13 protein-coding genes and 3 pseudogenes are annotated in these 16,863 nt (G+C 55.3%); 7 read left to right on the forward strand and 9 right to left on the reverse strand.

Going from position 1 to position 16,863, the window contains the following annotated elements; translation table 11 throughout:
• Position 1: 1 nt before the first annotated feature.
• The 3 genes from tssK to HV318_RS04480 are packed head-to-tail and all read right to left on the reverse strand — an operon-like array spanning position 2 to position 2,395.
• The gene (gene tssK / locus HV318_RS04470) at positions 2-1,345 is read right to left on the reverse strand and encodes a type VI secretion system baseplate subunit TssK (RefSeq protein WP_182271744.1); all 1,344 of its coding nucleotides are present in this window, start codon (positions 1,343-1,345) and stop codon (positions 2-4) included.
• Positions 1,346-1,373: 28 nt separating this feature from the next.
• Positions 1,374-1,877, reverse strand: a complete 504-nt coding sequence (gene tssJ / locus HV318_RS04475; RefSeq protein ID WP_182271745.1) for a type VI secretion system lipoprotein TssJ — start codon at positions 1,875-1,877, stop codon at positions 1,374-1,376.
• Between the two features lie 23 nt (positions 1,878-1,900).
• Entirely contained in the window at positions 1,901-2,395 is a 495-nt protein-coding gene (locus HV318_RS04480; protein ID WP_182271746.1) for an SH3 domain-containing protein, read from the reverse strand.
• An 858-nt stretch (positions 2,396-3,253) separates the two neighbouring features.
• Between HV318_RS04480 and HV318_RS04485 the strand changes: the two genes are divergently transcribed.
• A complete protein-coding gene (locus HV318_RS04485; RefSeq protein WP_182271747.1) occupies positions 3,254-4,234 on the forward strand; it encodes a GlxA family transcriptional regulator in 981 nt (326 codons plus the stop codon).
• Between the two features lie 80 nt (positions 4,235-4,314).
• On the forward strand, positions 4,315-5,325 hold the full coding sequence (gene gap / locus HV318_RS04490; RefSeq protein WP_182271748.1) for a type I glyceraldehyde-3-phosphate dehydrogenase: 1,011 nt from the start codon (positions 4,315-4,317) through the stop codon (positions 5,323-5,325).
• 49 nt (positions 5,326-5,374) lie between these two features.
• Here the strand turns inward: gap and HV318_RS04495 are convergent.
• A pseudogene (locus HV318_RS04495) lies at positions 5,375-6,562 on the reverse strand (MFS transporter).
• A gap of 116 nt (positions 6,563-6,678) precedes the next feature.
• On the opposite strand from HV318_RS04495, the gene HV318_RS04500 reads away from it, so the two are divergent.
• Together HV318_RS04500 and treA are read left to right on the forward strand one after the other, a co-directional pair.
• Positions 6,679-7,635: an AraC family transcriptional regulator gene (locus HV318_RS04500; protein WP_182271749.1), complete on the forward strand. Its 957-nt coding sequence runs from the start codon at positions 6,679-6,681 to the stop codon at positions 7,633-7,635.
• Positions 7,636-7,761: 126 nt separating this feature from the next.
• The gene (gene treA, locus HV318_RS04505) at positions 7,762-9,444 is read left to right on the forward strand and encodes an alpha,alpha-trehalase (RefSeq protein ID WP_182271750.1); all 1,683 of its coding nucleotides are present in this window, start codon (positions 7,762-7,764) and stop codon (positions 9,442-9,444) included.
• 74 nt (positions 9,445-9,518) lie between these two features.
• Here the strand turns inward: treA and HV318_RS04510 are convergent, their stop codons facing one another.
• A complete protein-coding gene (locus tag HV318_RS04510) occupies positions 9,519-9,773 on the reverse strand; it encodes a GlsB/YeaQ/YmgE family stress response membrane protein (protein ID WP_182271751.1) in 255 nt (84 codons plus the stop codon).
• Between the two features lie 208 nt (positions 9,774-9,981).
• Between HV318_RS04510 and ycgR the strand changes: the two genes are divergently transcribed.
• Positions 9,982-10,713 carry a flagellar brake protein YcgR gene (ycgR, locus tag HV318_RS04515; protein WP_182271752.1) on the forward strand — a complete coding sequence of 244 codons (732 nt, stop codon included), beginning with the start codon at positions 9,982-9,984 and terminating at the stop codon, positions 10,711-10,713.
• 35 nt (positions 10,714-10,748) lie between these two features.
• On the opposite strand, the gene emtA is transcribed toward ycgR, so the two are convergent.
• On the reverse strand, positions 10,749-11,360 hold the full coding sequence (gene emtA, locus HV318_RS04520) for a membrane-bound lytic murein transglycosylase EmtA (RefSeq protein ID WP_182271753.1): 612 nt from the start codon (positions 11,358-11,360) through the stop codon (positions 10,749-10,751).
• Positions 11,361-11,467: 107 nt separating this feature from the next.
• Between emtA and ldcA the strand changes: the two genes are divergently transcribed.
• The gene (ldcA, locus tag HV318_RS04525) at positions 11,468-12,382 is read left to right on the forward strand and encodes a muramoyltetrapeptide carboxypeptidase (RefSeq protein ID WP_182271754.1); all 915 of its coding nucleotides are present in this window, start codon (positions 11,468-11,470) and stop codon (positions 12,380-12,382) included.
• Positions 12,383-12,479: 97 nt separating this feature from the next.
• Positions 12,480-14,147 (forward strand): annotated as a pseudogene (locus HV318_RS04530) (potassium/proton antiporter); the annotation flags it as partial.
• On the opposite strand, the pseudogene HV318_RS24485 reads toward HV318_RS04530, so the two are convergent.
• From HV318_RS24485 to HV318_RS04540, 3 genes and pseudogenes are all read right to left on the reverse strand, one after another.
• Positions 14,145-14,243, reverse strand: a pseudogene (locus HV318_RS24485) (hypothetical protein); the annotation flags it as partial. The pseudogenes HV318_RS04530 and HV318_RS24485 overlap by 3 nt on opposite strands.
• Positions 14,244-14,259: 16 nt before the next feature.
• Complete coding sequence (gene dadX, locus HV318_RS04535) at positions 14,260-15,330, reverse strand: catabolic alanine racemase DadX (protein WP_182271756.1); 1,071 nt, start codon at positions 15,328-15,330, stop codon at positions 14,260-14,262.
• A gap of 14 nt (positions 15,331-15,344) precedes the next feature.
• Positions 15,345-16,643, reverse strand: coding sequence for a D-amino acid dehydrogenase (locus tag HV318_RS04540; protein WP_182271757.1), 1,299 nt, complete (start codon positions 16,641-16,643; stop codon positions 15,345-15,347).
• Positions 16,644-16,863: the final 220 nt, after the last annotated feature.

Raw genomic sequence — 16,863 nt, forward strand, 5'->3', positions numbered from 1 at the left:
ATTATTCTGTCGGGCTACGGATGGCCCAAAACTCCATATCAAGACCCGGGAACTCCCCTGCAAGATGCAGAGCGAAAGCACCGGACTTGTCCATCTCGTGCCACAGTTCACTGCCCTTCTCCAGCTCAAAATAGCTGTAACCCGCATGCCAGGGGATTTGCGGTGGCGCGACCGGCATAGCCCGCAGCATAATGCCCGGCAGTTGCAGCTGAACCAGATCGCGGATCCTGGAGACCGGAGCCACCTTCATCTGGGCAGGGAAATGGGTTTGCAGGTGATCGCCCGGCACATTGGCTTTTACCGCCAGTACAAAGCCAAACTCACGTACCATGCTGGTCTCAGGGACGGTGGCGATGTTCAGGCCATGAGAACGTTCGTTAAGCGGTAACTGGATAGCATGGTCTTCCATCACCAGCGACAGCCCCTGGCGCAGCATCAGCATCAACTTGCTGAAGCAGCCCGCGAGATCATCATGGTCATAAATCGGCAGCACGCTTTCTGCGCTACGCTGAGAGGTCCAGGTAGCAAGTTCGGTGGCAAACGGTAGCCAGCGATGCCAGAGCGCTTCCGGGTGGAGCAGCGGGAGAGTTTTTAAATGTGATACTTCGCCCAGATGGCGATTCACCAGCGAGAGCAGTGTAAATTCAATCAGCTCAGAGGTGTTAAAACGGCCAGGCTGACGCAGACGACCGCCAATCTGCTGACTACGCTGCACCAGTAAACCGTGCAGATCGTTAATCATGCTATAGAGCAGCGGGTTGTTGTTGGCATTCAGCATCGGAGGGATGTAGCTGCTGTCCAGCCGCACATGATTGTCGTTGCGCTTCTCGGTGACAAACGCCACGCCGATAGCAGTCCACTCTGCTGTCAGATCTTTTTCCAGCATCAGGGTCAGGCGCAAACGGCCAAACTGTACCGTAGCATCCCCCACCGACATGGCATTATCGTCTTCCACCTCTTGTTCGAAGGCGATAAAACGCGCGAGCGAGGCCTGCTCTTCGCTGAAGATAACCTCTTCGCGTTCACCCCGGCGAACCGGCAGCGCGAGCACCACTTTCTCATTGGTGAGGTTATCAGGGATTTTTAGCGGTACCGGGCCGTTGCGCCCGTTACGTACCTGGAAAAAGGTTCCGTCAGGCAGCAAACCGCTGCAGTAGCTCAGCGCAATGCAACCCTGACGAAGCATCGCCTCGTCGAGTTCAACGTCGAGAAAGCCCCACAGATACGAGCGCTGCAGCGCCCCCCACTCACGAACGTGGTTGAGCAGGTAACTCTCTGTCCGCTGAAAATGGTGTGGACGCAGAAACATCCCTTCGGTCCAGACGACCTTTTCTGCTTTCGTCATGATGATGTGTTTCCTGTTATGAAGCGCGTTACTGGCTGATGACCCGGATGCCATTCACGTCCAGAAAGACGTTGGCCTGGAGTTCATCTGCGGACCATTTCCAGAACTGATAGACAGGGTTTTCGCCGGGAACAGGCAGCGGGAGTGAAACGCGCCATTTTTTCCCATCCAGCGCCTGGTATTCCGCCATCACACCGATATAGCGGGCGTCGGGAGAGCTTTGCCCACTCAGGGTTTTCGAAAGCTGGCCCGGCATCAGGAAGAAGACATCGCTGTTAAGCAGATTCGCGCCAAGCGTGGTTGACGCGTTGTTCTGCAGGGAATAGAAGTCGCTGGACATGAAATCCGCATCAGATTTCAGCAGCAACACTCTGACTTTAAGCGGCGCGGAATCATTGATTTGCGGATGAGCCTGAAACTGCAGATTGTAGCGGGAGGGGTCGTTGTGTGAAGAGGACGTACAACCACTGACCAGAACAAAAATCACCGCGTAAAATGCTAACCACATCCTGTGAAAATTTTTATTATTCATAAAAATACGCTCATGAAATCCGTTTAGTTCAGGATCCAGGTCCCGTTCGCGTTGTCTTTGCAGGCTTTACTGTTGCCATCCACATCAACGCAGGTCGTTTTCTTACGCGCTTTTGGACGAAGCGCTTGTTTACGCACGGCCGCGTCATACTGATCGGCCTTGATCACGGCACGCATGGGGACGTAACCAATCAGTTGTTCGCTACCCTCATCCGCAAGCGCCATCCAGTAGTGTTCAACCTGACCCAGAACCACGTAGGTTTTTCCGGTCTCAAGCGTGCTGATCGCCTTTCCGCCGTAATCAGGACGGCTCATCAATGACGCCGGATACATTGCACGATAAGGTTCATTAACCTGGGTAAATTCTGCCGGAGGGGTAACAACATGACGGTGGGTTAACGTGACGCCATTGACCTGGCTGGTAACGATCGTATCGTCGGTTATCACAGGTTTCTGCGGCGCTTTACAGCCCGCCACCGCCATTACAAACAGGAGTGAAAACAATACGCGCATTTTCATATGCTTTTCCGTAGCGATATTTAGATGATAGTAGATTGGGGGGAGATGATATTTGACTTAAATAGTATCGTTTAGAATATGACAGGTATTTTCACAGCGTGACTATTCTTAGGGTATAGCTACCGCACAAGCCTTACAGAATAAGGCCCTGCTTCATCCTGACATATTTTAACAATCAGCCCACAAGTTTACATAAGCTCGTCATCAATTCAATATTACCTTCTAATTTCCTGGTGTTTTATGAGTCACTCATGAAAATATAGGAATAATCCTACCAAAAACCCATACATAGCGTGCCAAGTTCAATTTAGCCCACCAAAACACACAACAACCATCTGAATTAAAAGAGATTATCTAAAAAAGAGAATGGATCGCATTAACGCAATAAACATAGCATTACCACTACCATAATTAGTAGAATTTAAATTATTTATGACAATATGAATATATTATGCACATCATATTTGTTGCATTCACGAGATAGGTTTCATTCGAATTTTCTTTTAATGGTGAAGAAATTTCCGATAGTGCTGAAGCATATTAATTTTGCACCACGAAATAACGGCAACATTATAGCAAAAGCGCTTTCATCAGGTGTCTCGCAGCGCATGAACTATTAAGCGTGACTAAATCAGATTCGGTCCGCCATTATAGCTCCCCCCTCTTTCTCTCAGCCATATCATTGCTGTGTTCTTACCCACAGAAGGCTCCATTACGCGCCGCAAAGCGGTTCGCAAATGCCCTACTTCTGTTTAACGTTCACTACATAGTTTCCTTTTACACGTACTTTTACCAGGGCATTGGTTAATACAGAGTCTGCAGCTTGACTTATTTTGCGATAAAGGTACTTTTCAGGACATGAAGAAAATCCTGATTATCGTTCCTGACGGCGGCATGTTGTTTGAAGCCGCCGGTATTGCCGACATTCTGATGCAGGCCAACCGACTGCACCCGGAAGGTCTGAGCAATCCCTGCTACCGTATCCTCATTGCCACCACTCAGCCCCATCAGGTGATCCACGGGCAGTCTGGCTTAAATTTGCTGGCGGACTATCGCCTGCCGGAGCTGGACCCACGCGAGCCGCTCGACACCATTATCATTACCGGACGCGGCATGAACGAGCTGGAGAGCACCGCGGTGGTGGACTGGCTGCACCTTGCAGCCCCTCACGCCCGGCGTATTGCCTCCATCTGCGGTGGCGCGATGCTGCTGGCACAGACCGGATTACTCGACGGACGTCGCGCCACGACGCACTGGCGGCTTCTGGAGACAATGCAGGAAACGTATCCGGCTATCCGTGTGGAAGGTGGCCCACTCTATATTCAGGACGGTCCCATCTGGACGTCCGGCGGTGTCAGTTCCGGGTTTGACCTGACGCTGGCACTGGTTGAAGATGACTACGGTTTTACCCTCGCTCGTGACGTGGCGCAGGACATGGTGATGTATCTGCGTCGCCCGGGCGGGCAGTTGCAGTTCAGCCGTTATAACCTGCAGCAATCGGGGGCTTCCGGCCCCATTAGCGAATTACAGGCCTGGATCCTGCAAAACCTCACCGCCGACCTGTGCGTTGAAAATCTGGCGGAAAGAGTCGCCATGAGCCCACGAAATTTCACCCGCGTGTTTACCCGCGACGCAGGAGCCTCTCCGGCGCGCTACGTAACCGAAGCACGTCTTGCCGCTGCCAGACAGCTTCTTGAACAGACAAATGACTCGCTGGAGCTTATCGCCGGGAGAAGCGGATTTGGCACCAGCATCAACCTGCGTCGCGTCTTTGAGAAACAGCTTCACCTCACGCCGGGAGAGTACCGCCAGCGCTTCCACTGCCGCAAGATGGCGTAATCTGATCCTTTTTGTCATTTACGCCATTTCGCCTGAAGCCTACAGTCACTCCAGACATCACAGATACTAAGGAGTTGATCATGGTTAAGGTCGGTATTAACGGTTTCGGCAGGATCGGGCGTAATTTTCTGCGTGCCGCGTTGGGTAACCCCGACATTCAGATTGCGGCGATTAACGATCTGACGGACAGCAAAACCCTCGCCCATCTGCTCAAGTACGATTCCCTGCTCGGTACATTACCGGTTTCCGTTGAAGCGGCAGACGGTGCGTTGCAGGTCGACGGCCAGCGGATCGTCGTGTTCAGCGAACGCGATCCGGCCAACATTCCGTGGCGCGATGTTGGGGTAGACGTGGTGATTGAAGCCACGGGTTTCTTCACCGAACGTGATAAAGCAGCGGTGCATATTCATCGCGGTGGCGCGAAACGGGTCATTATCTCCGCCCCCGGTAAAAACGACGACCTGACGGTGGTGATGGGTGTGAACCATGAGCTGTACGACCCGGCCCGGCACCAGGTGGTGAGTAACGGGAGTTGTACCACCAACGGGCTGGCTCCGGCGGCACAAGTACTGCATCAGCAGTTTGGTATTGAACACGGGCTGATGAACACCACGCATGCTTACACCAACAGCCAGGCGCTGCACGATCAGCCGGAGAAAGATCTGCGCGGTGCCCGCGCGGCCGCGCTGTCGATTGTGCCTTACTCCAGCGGGGCAGCAAAAGCGCTGGGGAAAGTGATCCCGGCGCTGGATGGCCGTCTGACCGGATACTCGCTGCGCGTGCCGGTTCCGGTAGTGTCCATCGTCGATCTGACGGTGAAGCTGAGCCGGAATGTGACCGTCGAAGAGGTCAACGATGCGTTCCGTAAAGCAGCAGCCAGCGGGCCGCTGAAAGACATTCTGGGCTACAGCGATGAACCACTGGTCTCCAGCGATTATCAGGGTGACCCGCGTTCTTCCATTATCGACGGGCTTTCCACACTGGTGATCGGCGGCAATATGGTCAAAATCCTGGCGTGGTATGACAACGAATGGGGGTTCTCAAACCGTCTGGTGGATCTCGCCGTGCTGATGGATAAAAAAGGCGTGTAAGGCACGTTATGCCGGTGACGCTACGGTTACCGGGCTTATGCATACCGTGTTATTCCGCTTTAACCCTGACGCCCATCAGCACAATCACCATGGCGGTAACCAGCAGTAAACCGCTTCCGGCAAACACGCCGCTGGCACCGTTGAGGTCAAACACGGCTCCGCCGCCTGCCGCACCCGCACTTATCGCCAGCTGGATAGAGGCCACCAGCAATCCCCCCGCGCTTTCGGCTTCATCGGGAACGGTCGTTGCAAGCTAGGTTGACCAGCCCACCGGCACCAGACCAAAGGCAAAACCCCACAGCGCAACGAGCAACCCGTCCAGCATCGCCAGATGACCAAATGCCACCATGATGAGCGCCAGTACACCCATAGCGAAAGGTACCAGCGCCAGCGTCAGGCGCAGGTTGCGCGCCAGAAGATGCCCGGCAATGGATGTCCCGACAAAGTTGGCAATACCAAAGCCCAGCAGGATCAGCGAAATGCTCTCTACGCTCGCCTGGCCGACCGTTTCCAGAAACGGGCGCAGATAGGTAAAGAAGGCAAAATGGCCGCTGAAGATCAGGATGGTCGCCAGCATCCCGCCGATCATCCCCGGACGTCTCAGCACGCGGAATAGCGTTCCCAGGCTGCCGCTGCTCTCCGGTTTCATGGATGGCAGTACCCAGAGCTGCCACAGCAGCGCCAGCATGCTCGGCAGAATGCAGAGGATAAAGACGTTACGCCAGCCGATCAGGCTGCCAAGATAGCTCCCCAGCGGGGCAGCCACTACTGTCGCAATCGACACGCTGGAGAAGATCACCGCCAGCGCTTTCGGCACTTTATCGGCAGGTACCAGCCGCATCGCCGTGGCGGTCGACATCGCCCAGAATCCCCCGATGGCGATACCCAACAGCAAACGCCCCATCAGCAGAACATGCAGCGTTGGCGCAAAGGCCACCAGCAGGCTGGAGATGATTTGCAGCACCGAGAAAAACATCAATACCCAGCGGCGATCGATGCTTTTGGTGGCAGAGGTAATCAGCAAACCGGTGACCAGCGCCACCAGTGCGGTTGCGGTCACCGCCTGCCCGGCCATCCCTTCGGTGACGCCCAGGCTGGCCGCCATTGGCGTCAGCAAACTGGCGGGCAAGAACTCTGCCGTTATCAGACCAAATACCCCCAGCCCCAGTGAATAGACGGCTCGCCAGGCGGGTTTTGCGGGCGCTATAGCCTCTCTCGCCGCGATACATGAATTCATCTGTTGTTCTCCCGTTATAAAAATGTGACAACTGTCGCAAAAGCATAGAGTGTTCCCCGTGGACGATCTATGACATATAATCTCCACTTATTGATTATTCGTCCGGAGTTGCGCTCATGACCGTTCAGTCACCCGATTTGATCAGCGAACTTTTACGCGGCATGCGTCTGTCGGGCGTGAAATACCGCCGGATTGAAGCCAGCGCGCCGTTTGGCGTGGCGTTTCATCAGGCGGCCGGTAAGGCACAATTTCATTTTGTCAGCCGCGGCAATGCCCTGCTGCGGATGGAAAGCGGCGCAACCTTCGCCCTGAACGGCGGTGACGCGCTCTTTATCCCCAACGGTAACGCCCATGCCCTGCTCTCAGACGAACAGGCAACAATCACCCCGGTCAGCGCATTTCCCAGCGAGCCTATCTGCAGCTCGGTCTGTGCGATTACCTGTGAGCCGTGCCCGGAGAGCGAGCACACCATCATCTTCAGCGGATGTATGGATTTCGAACTGGGCGGCATGCAACCGCTGATCAAAGCGATGCCGGAAGTGATGATGGTAAGCCGGTTGATGTCCACCTGGCCGGAGATCCATCCCCTGCTGGCGGCGATGGAACGAGAGTCAATGACGCGTCAGGTGGGGTTCGCGGGGATCCTGGCCCGGCTGGCCGATGTGGTGGCCGCGTTGATCGTCCGTGGCTGGGTAGAGGCAGGGTGTGGTAAAGCCACCGGCTGGGTACAGGTTCTGCGCGATCCGCGCCTGAGCCGGGCGATTTACGCCATGCACCAGCAGCCGGGGCTGAACTGGAGCGTGGCAGACCTGGCAAAAGAAGCGGGTACCTCCCGTTCCGTGTTCGCCGAGCGTTTTCTTTCCGCTACGGGGACAACCCCGGCAAAATATCTCAGCGAGCTGAGAATGCGTCTGGCCATTCAGTACATTCGCCACGAAAATCAGCCCATCGAAACGGTGGCATTGCGTCTGGGGTACGGATCGCTGGCGGCCTTTAGCCGGGCGTTTAAGCGGATCATCGGACATGCCCCAGGCTCGCTCAGGGAATCGCTCCCGGCGTCAGAAGAGGTTTAAACGGTAAATCGTCCGGATGTGCGCAAAATGGGACATGAAACACGCGCAGCCACACATATTCGTCTAAGGTTTTCAGGTGATTGACAACAGCGGTCACGCTGCTCAGCGAATACAGGAGACGAACCAATGATACGACCTCGTACATTACGCCCATCCCTTTTGCGCCTTGCATTGGGAGGTGCGCTGCTCGGTGTTACCACATTGGGTTATGCAGACTCTCTGCCAGCGCCCCAGAAAAGCCCGCCCGATATTTTGCTCGGCCCTCTCTTTAATGATGTGCAGAGCGCCAGACTCTTTCCCGATCAAAAGACCTTTGCCGATGCGATCCCGAAAAGCGATCCAATGATGATTCTGGCGGATTACCGGATGCAACACACCCAGTCCGGCTTTGACTTACGTCACTTTGTCGAAATGAACTTTACCCTGCCAGCAGAGGGGGAAAAATACGTTCCCCCGGCAGGACAAAGTTTACGTGCGCACATTGACGATCTCTGGCCCGTTCTGACCCGAACCACTGAGAAAGCCTCCAGATGGGATTCACTCCTGCCGCTGCCGAAACCGTATGTCGTGCCCGGCGGCCGTTTTCGTGAGGTTTACTACTGGGACAGTTATTTCACCATGCTGGGTCTGGCCGAAAGTGGCCACTGGGATAAAATCAGCGATATGGTGGACAATTTCGCCTGGGAAATTGATACCTGGGGGCATATCCCCAACGGTAACCGTAGCTACTACCTGAGCCGCTCTCAGCCGCCGTTTTTCTCCCTGATGGTGGAGTTGCTGGCCACGCACGACAGCGATGCGCTGAAAAAATACCGTCCGCAGATGGAGAAAGAGTACGCCTGGTGGATGGCGGGGGCTGATGCGCTACAGCCGGGGCAGGCCAACAAACGGGTGGTAAAACTGACTGACGGCGAAGTCCTCAACCGTTACTGGGATGACCGCGATACGCCACGCCCGGAGTCCTGGCTGGATGATGTGACGACCGCTAAAAGCAATCCTGACCGCCCGGCAACGGAAATCTACCGCGATCTGCGTTCTGCCGCCGCTTCAGGCTGGGACTTTAGCTCCCGCTGGATGGACGATCCGCACAAGCTTGGTACAATTCACACCACCAGCATTGTCCCGGTAGATCTGAACTCCCTGATGTTTAAGATGGAAAAACTGCTGGCGCGGGCAAGCAAGGAGAGTGGTGATACCGCTGGCGCAGGCAAATATGAGGCGCTGGCCTCCGCGCGCCAGAAAGCAATTGAAAACCACCTGTGGAATGAAAAAGAGGGCTGGTACGCCGATTACGATCTCAGGCGTAAACAGGTGCGCAATCAGCTCACGGCCGCGGCCCTGTTCCCGCTTTACGTGAAGGCAGCAGCGCAGGATCGTGCTGATAAAGTGGCATCGGCTGCCGCTTCACACCTGCTTAAACCGGGTGGGATTTCAACGACCACCGTCACCAGTGGCCAGCAATGGGATGCGCCAAATGGCTGGGCACCGCTGCAATGGGTTGCAACGGAAGGGTTACAGAACTACGGACAAAACAAGGTTGCGATGGACGTCACGTGGCGCTTCCTGAAAAATGTTCAGCACACCTATGACCGCGAGCAAAAACTGGTGGAGAAGTATGATGTGTCTACCACTGGTACGGGGGGTGGTGGTGGCGAGTACCCGCTGCAGGATGGTTTTGGCTGGAGTAACGGCGTGACGCTGAAGATGCTGGATCTGGTGTGTCCAAAAGAGAAGCCGTGTGACACGGTGCCTGAAAATCAGCCCGCAGCGAGTCACGGGGCGGTACCGGAGAAAAGTGTGGCACAGTAGCCCTGGCGAAAAACAGCAGAGAGGGTAATGCGCACAAAAAAACGGCCCTCAGGAGAGAGCCGTTTTCAGTAATCTTATGCCCGTCTGAGCAGTCTGAACACACCCAGTACAACAATGGCTCCTGCCACGGCGACCAGAAAACTGTGCAGATCAAAACCACTTATATTGCCTCCGATGCCAAACATCGTCGCCAGCCAGCCACCAACAACCGCACCAACGACCCCGAGGACACAGGTCAAAATAAAGCCGCCGCCATCACGCCCTGGCATGATAAGTTTAGCGATAGCGCCAGCAATTAGACCAAAGATAATCCAGGCGATGATACCCATAGCAATGCCCTCTTGCAGGTTTAACCCATGCACAGAAAACCTTCCGCGCAGGTAACTTAATTATAGGTCACCACCGGAAAACCGGTTTCATCTCACCGACTTAAATTACCGCCATTATGAAAAAAAACTCACCGGTTTGTATTAAGTTCCATTTCAGACTGCCGATAACGCAAAGACAGTCTGTCATATATCTGAGGAGCCATCTGGCGTGAGAAATTACAGTGAGCAGTTCCTGAAGCAAAATCCGCTGGCTGTATTAGGGGTATTACGCGATCTGCAAAAAGGCGAGGTGCCGCTGCGCATCACCTGGTCGACCAATCAGTTTATCAGCAAGATCCTTGATGTCTCGTCGGAGCGTATGGTCATCGACCTGGGGAGCCAGGAGTATGAAAACCGCGCGGTGATGCGGGCAGAAAACATTTCCGTGATGGCTGAAACCCAGGGTGCAAAGGTAGAGTTTGTGATGCCGCGACTGGAACTAAACGAATACCAGGGTCTGCCTGCATTCGTCACGCCGCTTCCCACTAACCTCTGGTTTGTTCAGCGCCGTGAATATTTCCGTATCAGCGCCCCGCTTCACCCCGCTTATTTTTGTAAGGCCAAAATGCCGGATAAAAAAGAGCTCCGCTTCCGTCTCTTTGACCTGTCGCTGGGCGGCATGGGTGCGCTGATGGACACGCCAAAGCCCGAGGGGCTGGTGGAAGGTATGCGATTCACGCAAATCGAACTGGATATGGGCGGCTGGGGACGGTTCTATTTCGATGCACAGCTGATTGCCATCAGCGAGCGTAAAGTGGTGGACAGCAAAAACGAAACCATTACCACCCCACGCCTGAGCTTCCGCTTCCTGAACGTGGGGCCTGGCGCTGAGCGCGAACTGCAGCGCATTATTTTCTCTCTGGAGCGAGAGGCGCGGGAACGTGCCAACAAAGTGCTGTGATGCATATCGGGCAGCGTGGCCGCCCGATCACGGCATTACATGGCATCCATCGCTTTCTGCACTTTCCAGATATAGCGAGGAGCCTGTGGTGCCGGATGATTCTTCACGACATGCTCAAAGAACTCGTCTTTGTCCATGCCGTTAATCTCTTCAATCGCCTCTTTGCGGTCAGATGAGAAGGTTCTGAGCAGTGCCCCGGCACCGTTAACGTATGAAACCACCAGCGCGTACTGCATGACTTCAGGATCTTCTATTCCCTTCAGCACGCCATGCTCCAGAATGCTCAGGTACGCCGTGCCCATTGAAATGTTGCGTTCCGGGTTTTTCAGCTCGCTGGTCGACGGCTGACCGCTCCAGCCCATGTAGCGGTAGACCTCTTTCCCCGCCGTTGACGCTTTAAGCTGCATCAACCCCACCGCGTTCGATTTGCTGACAAGCGTTGGGTTGCCACCGGATTCAACGGCAATAATCGCCGTAACCAGACGTGGGCTGACGCCCCATGCCTTCCCGGCTTGTTCACTGATCGGCATCCACTGCATGGCCCGTTTTACAGGTACTTCAGGGTTCCAGGGGGGATTTTGATAGTCATGTTTTGAACTACAGCCAGCAAGCAACACAATCAAAAAAGCAAACCATCTCAATTTCACGTCATCTATCCTTATAGCCGGTCATCGCGGTATACAGCCCCTTGAAGCAGGCAGCGTATAAGCGGCATGATATAGACAATTAGTTTCTCATTCAGCAAGGAATTGCCATGTCTCAGTTTCATCTCATCGCACCGTCGGGCTACTGCATTAACCAGGAGGCGGCACAGCGGGGTGTCCAGCGCTTACTGGAGTCCGGCCACCGGGTAGAAAATCAGACGATTATCCCCCGCCGCCAGCAACGCTTTGCCGGTACCGAAGCGCAGAGACTGAACGATATCAACGGTCTGGTGAACCTGAAGGGTGTGGATCAGATTGTCCTCGCGGTGCGCGGCGGCTATGGTGCGAGCCGGTTGCTGGAGAGCGTCGACTGGCAAGGGCTGGCAAAACGTCAACAACAGGATCCTCTGCTGATTTGCGGACACAGCGATTTCACGGCGATCCAGCTTGGCCTGCTTGCACTGCATAACGTCATCACCTTTAGCGGCCCCATGCTGGCCGGTAATTTCGGTGCGCCGGAGCTGGACGCGTTTACGCAGGAACATTTCTGGCGCGCGCTGCAAAACCCGGTCTACCACGTGGAGTGGCAAGGTGACGGACCCCACTGGGCGTGCGAGGGGCAGCTGTGGGGCGGTAACCTGGCAATGCTGGTGTCGCTGATTGGCACGCCGTGGTTGCCACAAATTGCGGACGGTATCCTGGTACTGGAGGATATCAATGAACATCCGTTCCGCGTCGAACGTATGCTGTTGCAGCTTTATCATGCCGGTATTCTTGCCCGTCAGTCCGCCATCGTGCTGGGCAGTTTTAGCGGTTCTGCGCCAAACGACTACGACGCAGGCTATTCCCTTGAAACGATGATCGAATTCATCCGCTCGCGTCTTGACATCCCGGTGATCACCGGGCTGGATTTCGGCCATGAACAACAAACCGTCACCCTGGCGTTGGGCGCGCAGGCGACCCTGACACACGATGATTCGGGTAGCCGGTTAACGATGAGCGGCCATCCTGTTATTAAAGGTTAAAAAATCCCTTAAACCGCCTCAATTAAACGCCGTTTGGGTCGTTAATATGTTAGGGTTTTAATAACAGCGTTAACATTGAGGTGGGAGTAAGACAACATTGGATGCCGCAGCGGTAATCAGCCTTTTTATTCTGGGTTCTGTGCTTGTAACCTGTAGTATTTTATTGAGTTCATTGTCATCACGTCTCGGCATACCTATTTTAGTTATTTTCCTTGCCATCGGCATGCTGGCCGGTATCGATGGTATCGGTGGTATCCCATTCGATAACTACCCCTTCGCCTACATGGTGAGTAACCTCGCGCTGGCGGTGATCCTGCTGGACGGCGGGATGCGCACCCAGGCGAGTTCATTTCGCGTGGCCTTAGGGCCAGCGCTGTCGCTCGCCACCGTCGGCGTGCTGATTACCTCCGGCCTGACCGGTATGATGGCCGCGTGGCTGTTCCATCTCAATATCATGGAAGGATTGCTGATTGGCGCAATTGTCGGCTCTACCGATGCGGCCGCAGTCTTCTCCCTGCTCGGGGGTAAAGGGCTGAACGAGCGTGTCGGCTCAACGCTGGAAATTGAATCCGGCAGTAACGATCCGATGGCGGTGTTTCTCACCATCACCCTGATTGAGATGATCCAGCAGCATGAAAGCGGTCTGAGCTGGATGTTCGCCTGGCATATTTTGCAACAGTTCGGCCTGGGTATTGTCATCGGCCTTGCTGGCGGTTATTTGCTGCAGCAGATGATCAACCGGATTTCGCTGCCTGCGGGACTCTATCCGTTACTGGCCCTGAGCGGCGGGATCCTGATTTTCGCCCTGACCACCGCAATAGGCGGTAGCGGTATTCTGGCCATTTATCTGTGCGGCTTTTTGCTGGGTAACCGCCCGATTCGTAACCGCCACGCCATTTTGCAGAACTTTGACGGTCTGGCCTGGCTGGCACAGATCGGTATGTTCCTGGTGCTTGGCCTGCTGGTCACGCCATCGGATCTGTTACCCATTGCCGTTCCGGCCCTGATGTTGTCGGCATGGATGATTTTCTTCGCCCGTCCGCTCTCGGTGTTTGCCGGTCTGCTACCGTTTCGCGGCTTCAACCTGCGCGAGCGCATCTTTATCAGTTGGGTGGGGTTACGCGGTGCAGTGCCGATTATCCTTGCCGTCTTCCCGATGATGGCGGGTCTGGATAACGCACGCCTGTTCTTTAACGTGGCCTTTTTCGTGGTGCTGGTGTCGCTGCTGTTCCAGGGAACGTCACTCGGGTGGGCGGCGAAAAAAGCCAAAGTGGTGGTGCCACCCATCGGCTGGCCGGTCTCCCGTGTGGGGCTGGATATTCACCCGGAGAACCCGTGGGAACAGTTTGTCTATCAGCTCAGTGCTGATAAATGGTGCGTGGGGGCGTCGCTGCGCGATTTGCATATGCCGACCGAAACACGAATTGCGGCGCTGTTCCGCGATAATATCCTGCTGCATCCAACCGGCAGTACCCGCCTGCGCGAAGGTGATATTCTCTGCGTCATTGGCCGCGAACACGATTTGCCCGCACTGGGCAAACTGTTCAGCCAGTCTCCGCCTGTTGCGCTGGATCAGCGTTTCTTCGGTGATTTTATTCTGGAAGCCAGCGCAAAATTTGCCGACGTGGCGCTGATTTACGGTCTGGATGAAGGTCTGGAATACCGCGATAAACAGCAAACACTGGGCGAAATTATCCAGCAGCTGCTTGGCGCTGCACCGGTCGTCGGTGACCACGTGGAGTTTGCCGGGATGATCTGGACGGTGGCAGAGAAAGAGGATAATGCGGTACGCAAGGTCGGCGTGCGGCCGATGGAAGAAGACGCGGAGTAAGATTGGTTGCCGGGTGAGCGTTAGCGCCACCCGGCAACCAGGAAGGTTATACCGTCACAACAGGTACTCTCGGTGCCAGAGCACACATCAGCTCATAGCCGACCGTCCCCGCCGCGGCGGCCACATCGTCAATTTTCACTTCATTGCCCCACAGCTCTACCGGCGAACCAATGCCTGCCTGCGGGCACGGAGTCAGGTCAACGGCCAGCATATCCATCGACACTGTCCCCACCGTCCCCGTGCGAACACCATTTACCCACACTGGCGTGCCGGTCGGTGCGATGCGCGGATAACCGTCTGCATAGCCGCCTGCCACAATACCAATACGCTGTTCACCCGTTGCCCGGTAACGGCTGCCGTACCCTACCGTATCTCCCGCCTTCAGCGTCTGTACGCCGATAATTTCGCTCCGCAGAGTCATTACCGGCTTCAGGCCGCTGTTGGCGATATCCTGCCACTGACCAGACGGGGACGCACCGTACAAAACGATCCCAGGGCGCACCCAGTTATAGTGTGCTTCAGGATGCCAGAGCGTCGCCGCCGAATTCGATAGCGAGCGCGGACAATCCAGCCCTTCTGCCGCCTGGTCGATACGCACCAGCGCATCGGCAATACCGTCCGGTCTTTCGGCATCGGCAAAATGCGCCATCAGCGTCATTTCCCCCACGTTTTTCAGGGCGCGCAACTGCTGCCAGACCGTATGTACCCGCTCAGGCTGGAAGCCCAGACGGTTCATGCCGCTGTTCATTTTGAGATAAATATCCAGCGGGGCATGCAGCTTCGCATTCTGCAGAGCTTTAATCTGCCAGTTGCTGTGCACGCTGGTGGTCAGGCGGTACTTATCCAGCAGCGGCAGATCGTCGGCGTGGAAGAACCCTTCCAGCAGCAAGACTGGCCCCTTCCAGCCGCGCTCGCGCAACAGAATAGCCTCTTCCAGATTCAGTAAGGCAAAGCCGTCGGTGGCACTGAGCGCGCTCCATATACGGTCAATGCCGTGACCGTAGGCATTCGCTTTCACCACCGACCACACGCGTGAACCTGGTGCGGCGCGGCGAACAATTTGCAGGTTATCCTTCAGAGCCTGCAAATTCAGCTGAGCCAGAACAGGACGGGACATGACGACTCCTTATGTTAATTATGCGCGCCGTGCAGGTGCTGTGGACGCGATGGGGTGAACCCTGATTGATAGCGCGCGGCACTTAAATCATCAAACGGAATGGCCGGCGTGCGCCCGGAGATCAGGTCGCTCAACAATTGTCCCGAACCACAGGCCATCGTCCAGCCGAGGGTACCGTGCCCGGTATTCGTCCACAGATTTTTAAACGGCGTGCGGCCCACAATTGGCGTACCGTCAGGTGTCATTGGACGCAGACCAGTCCAGAACGTTGCCTGCTCAACAAACCCACCGCGCGGGAAGAGATCGCCCACCACCATCTCCAGCGTTTCACGACGCGGTTGCAGCAGCTCGGTGTTAAAGCCGACGATCTCCGCCATACCGCCCACACGGATGCGGTTATCGAAACGGGTAATGGCGATTTTGTAGGTTTCATCCAGAATGGTCGATACAGGGGCACCGCTTTCCTCTTTCACCGGGATCGTCAGCGAGTAGCCTTTCAGCGGATATACCGGAATATCGAGAATGCCTTTCAGCATGGCGGTGGAGTATGAGCCAAACGCCATGACGTACGCGTCGGCTTTGATCACCTCTTCACCGCACTTCACGCCGTAGAGGTTTTCCCCTTCCGACAGCAACTTGTCGACAGAGGTGTTAAACCGGAATTTCACCCCCGCCTGTTCGCACATGTGCGCCAGACGCTGAGTAAAGAGCTGGCAGTCGCCGGTTTCATCGTTAGGTAAACGCAGCCCCCCGGTCAGCTTATGCGCCACTTCCGCCAGTGCAGGCTCTACCTGCCCCAGTTGGCTGGCTTCCAGCAGTTGATACGGTACGCCAGCATCTTCAAGTACGGCAATATCGCGGGTGGCGTTTTCATACTGTTGTGCCGTACGGAACAACTGCAGCGTTCCCCCCTGACGGCCTTCATACTCAATACCGGTCGAGGCGCGCAAGGCTTTCAGGCAGTCACGACTGTATTCCGCCAGACGCACCATGCGCCCTTTGTTTTCCATGTAATGCCGGGTATCGCAGTTGCGCAGCATCTGCCACATCCACTTAAGCTGGAACTGCGTGCCGTCCAGGCTGATCGCCAGCGGTGCATGACGCTGGAACATCCACTTGATCGCCTTCAACGGGACGCCGGGAGCCGCCCACGGTGCCGCATAGCCCGGTGAGATTTGCCCGGCATTCGCCGCGCTGGTTTCCAGCGCCGGGCCGGGTTCCCTGTCGATAACGGTAACCTCATGTCCCGCCTGACTTAAATACCAGGCGCTGGTTACGCCAACGACACCACTTCCCAGTATGACAACACGCATAGCTACCCCATATGTGCAAAAGAACAATCATCTAATTACAGATTGATAACCTAGTTGAAAATATTATTCAACATATGACTTTTTTATGGTGACTTACCTCACATCTTCCCCTGCATACGGGGATAGCGCTTATTTGGCATCTCCTGCTGCGCGTTATTTTTAACCAGCATAAAATACTGTTGATACCGGTTTTTTTGCCGTATCAAAAACGGGAAATCGC

The organism is Enterobacter sp. RHBSTW-00901, from assembly GCF_014103115.1.
Taxonomy (GTDB): Bacteria; Pseudomonadota; Gammaproteobacteria; order Enterobacterales; family Enterobacteriaceae; genus Enterobacter; species Enterobacter cloacae_P.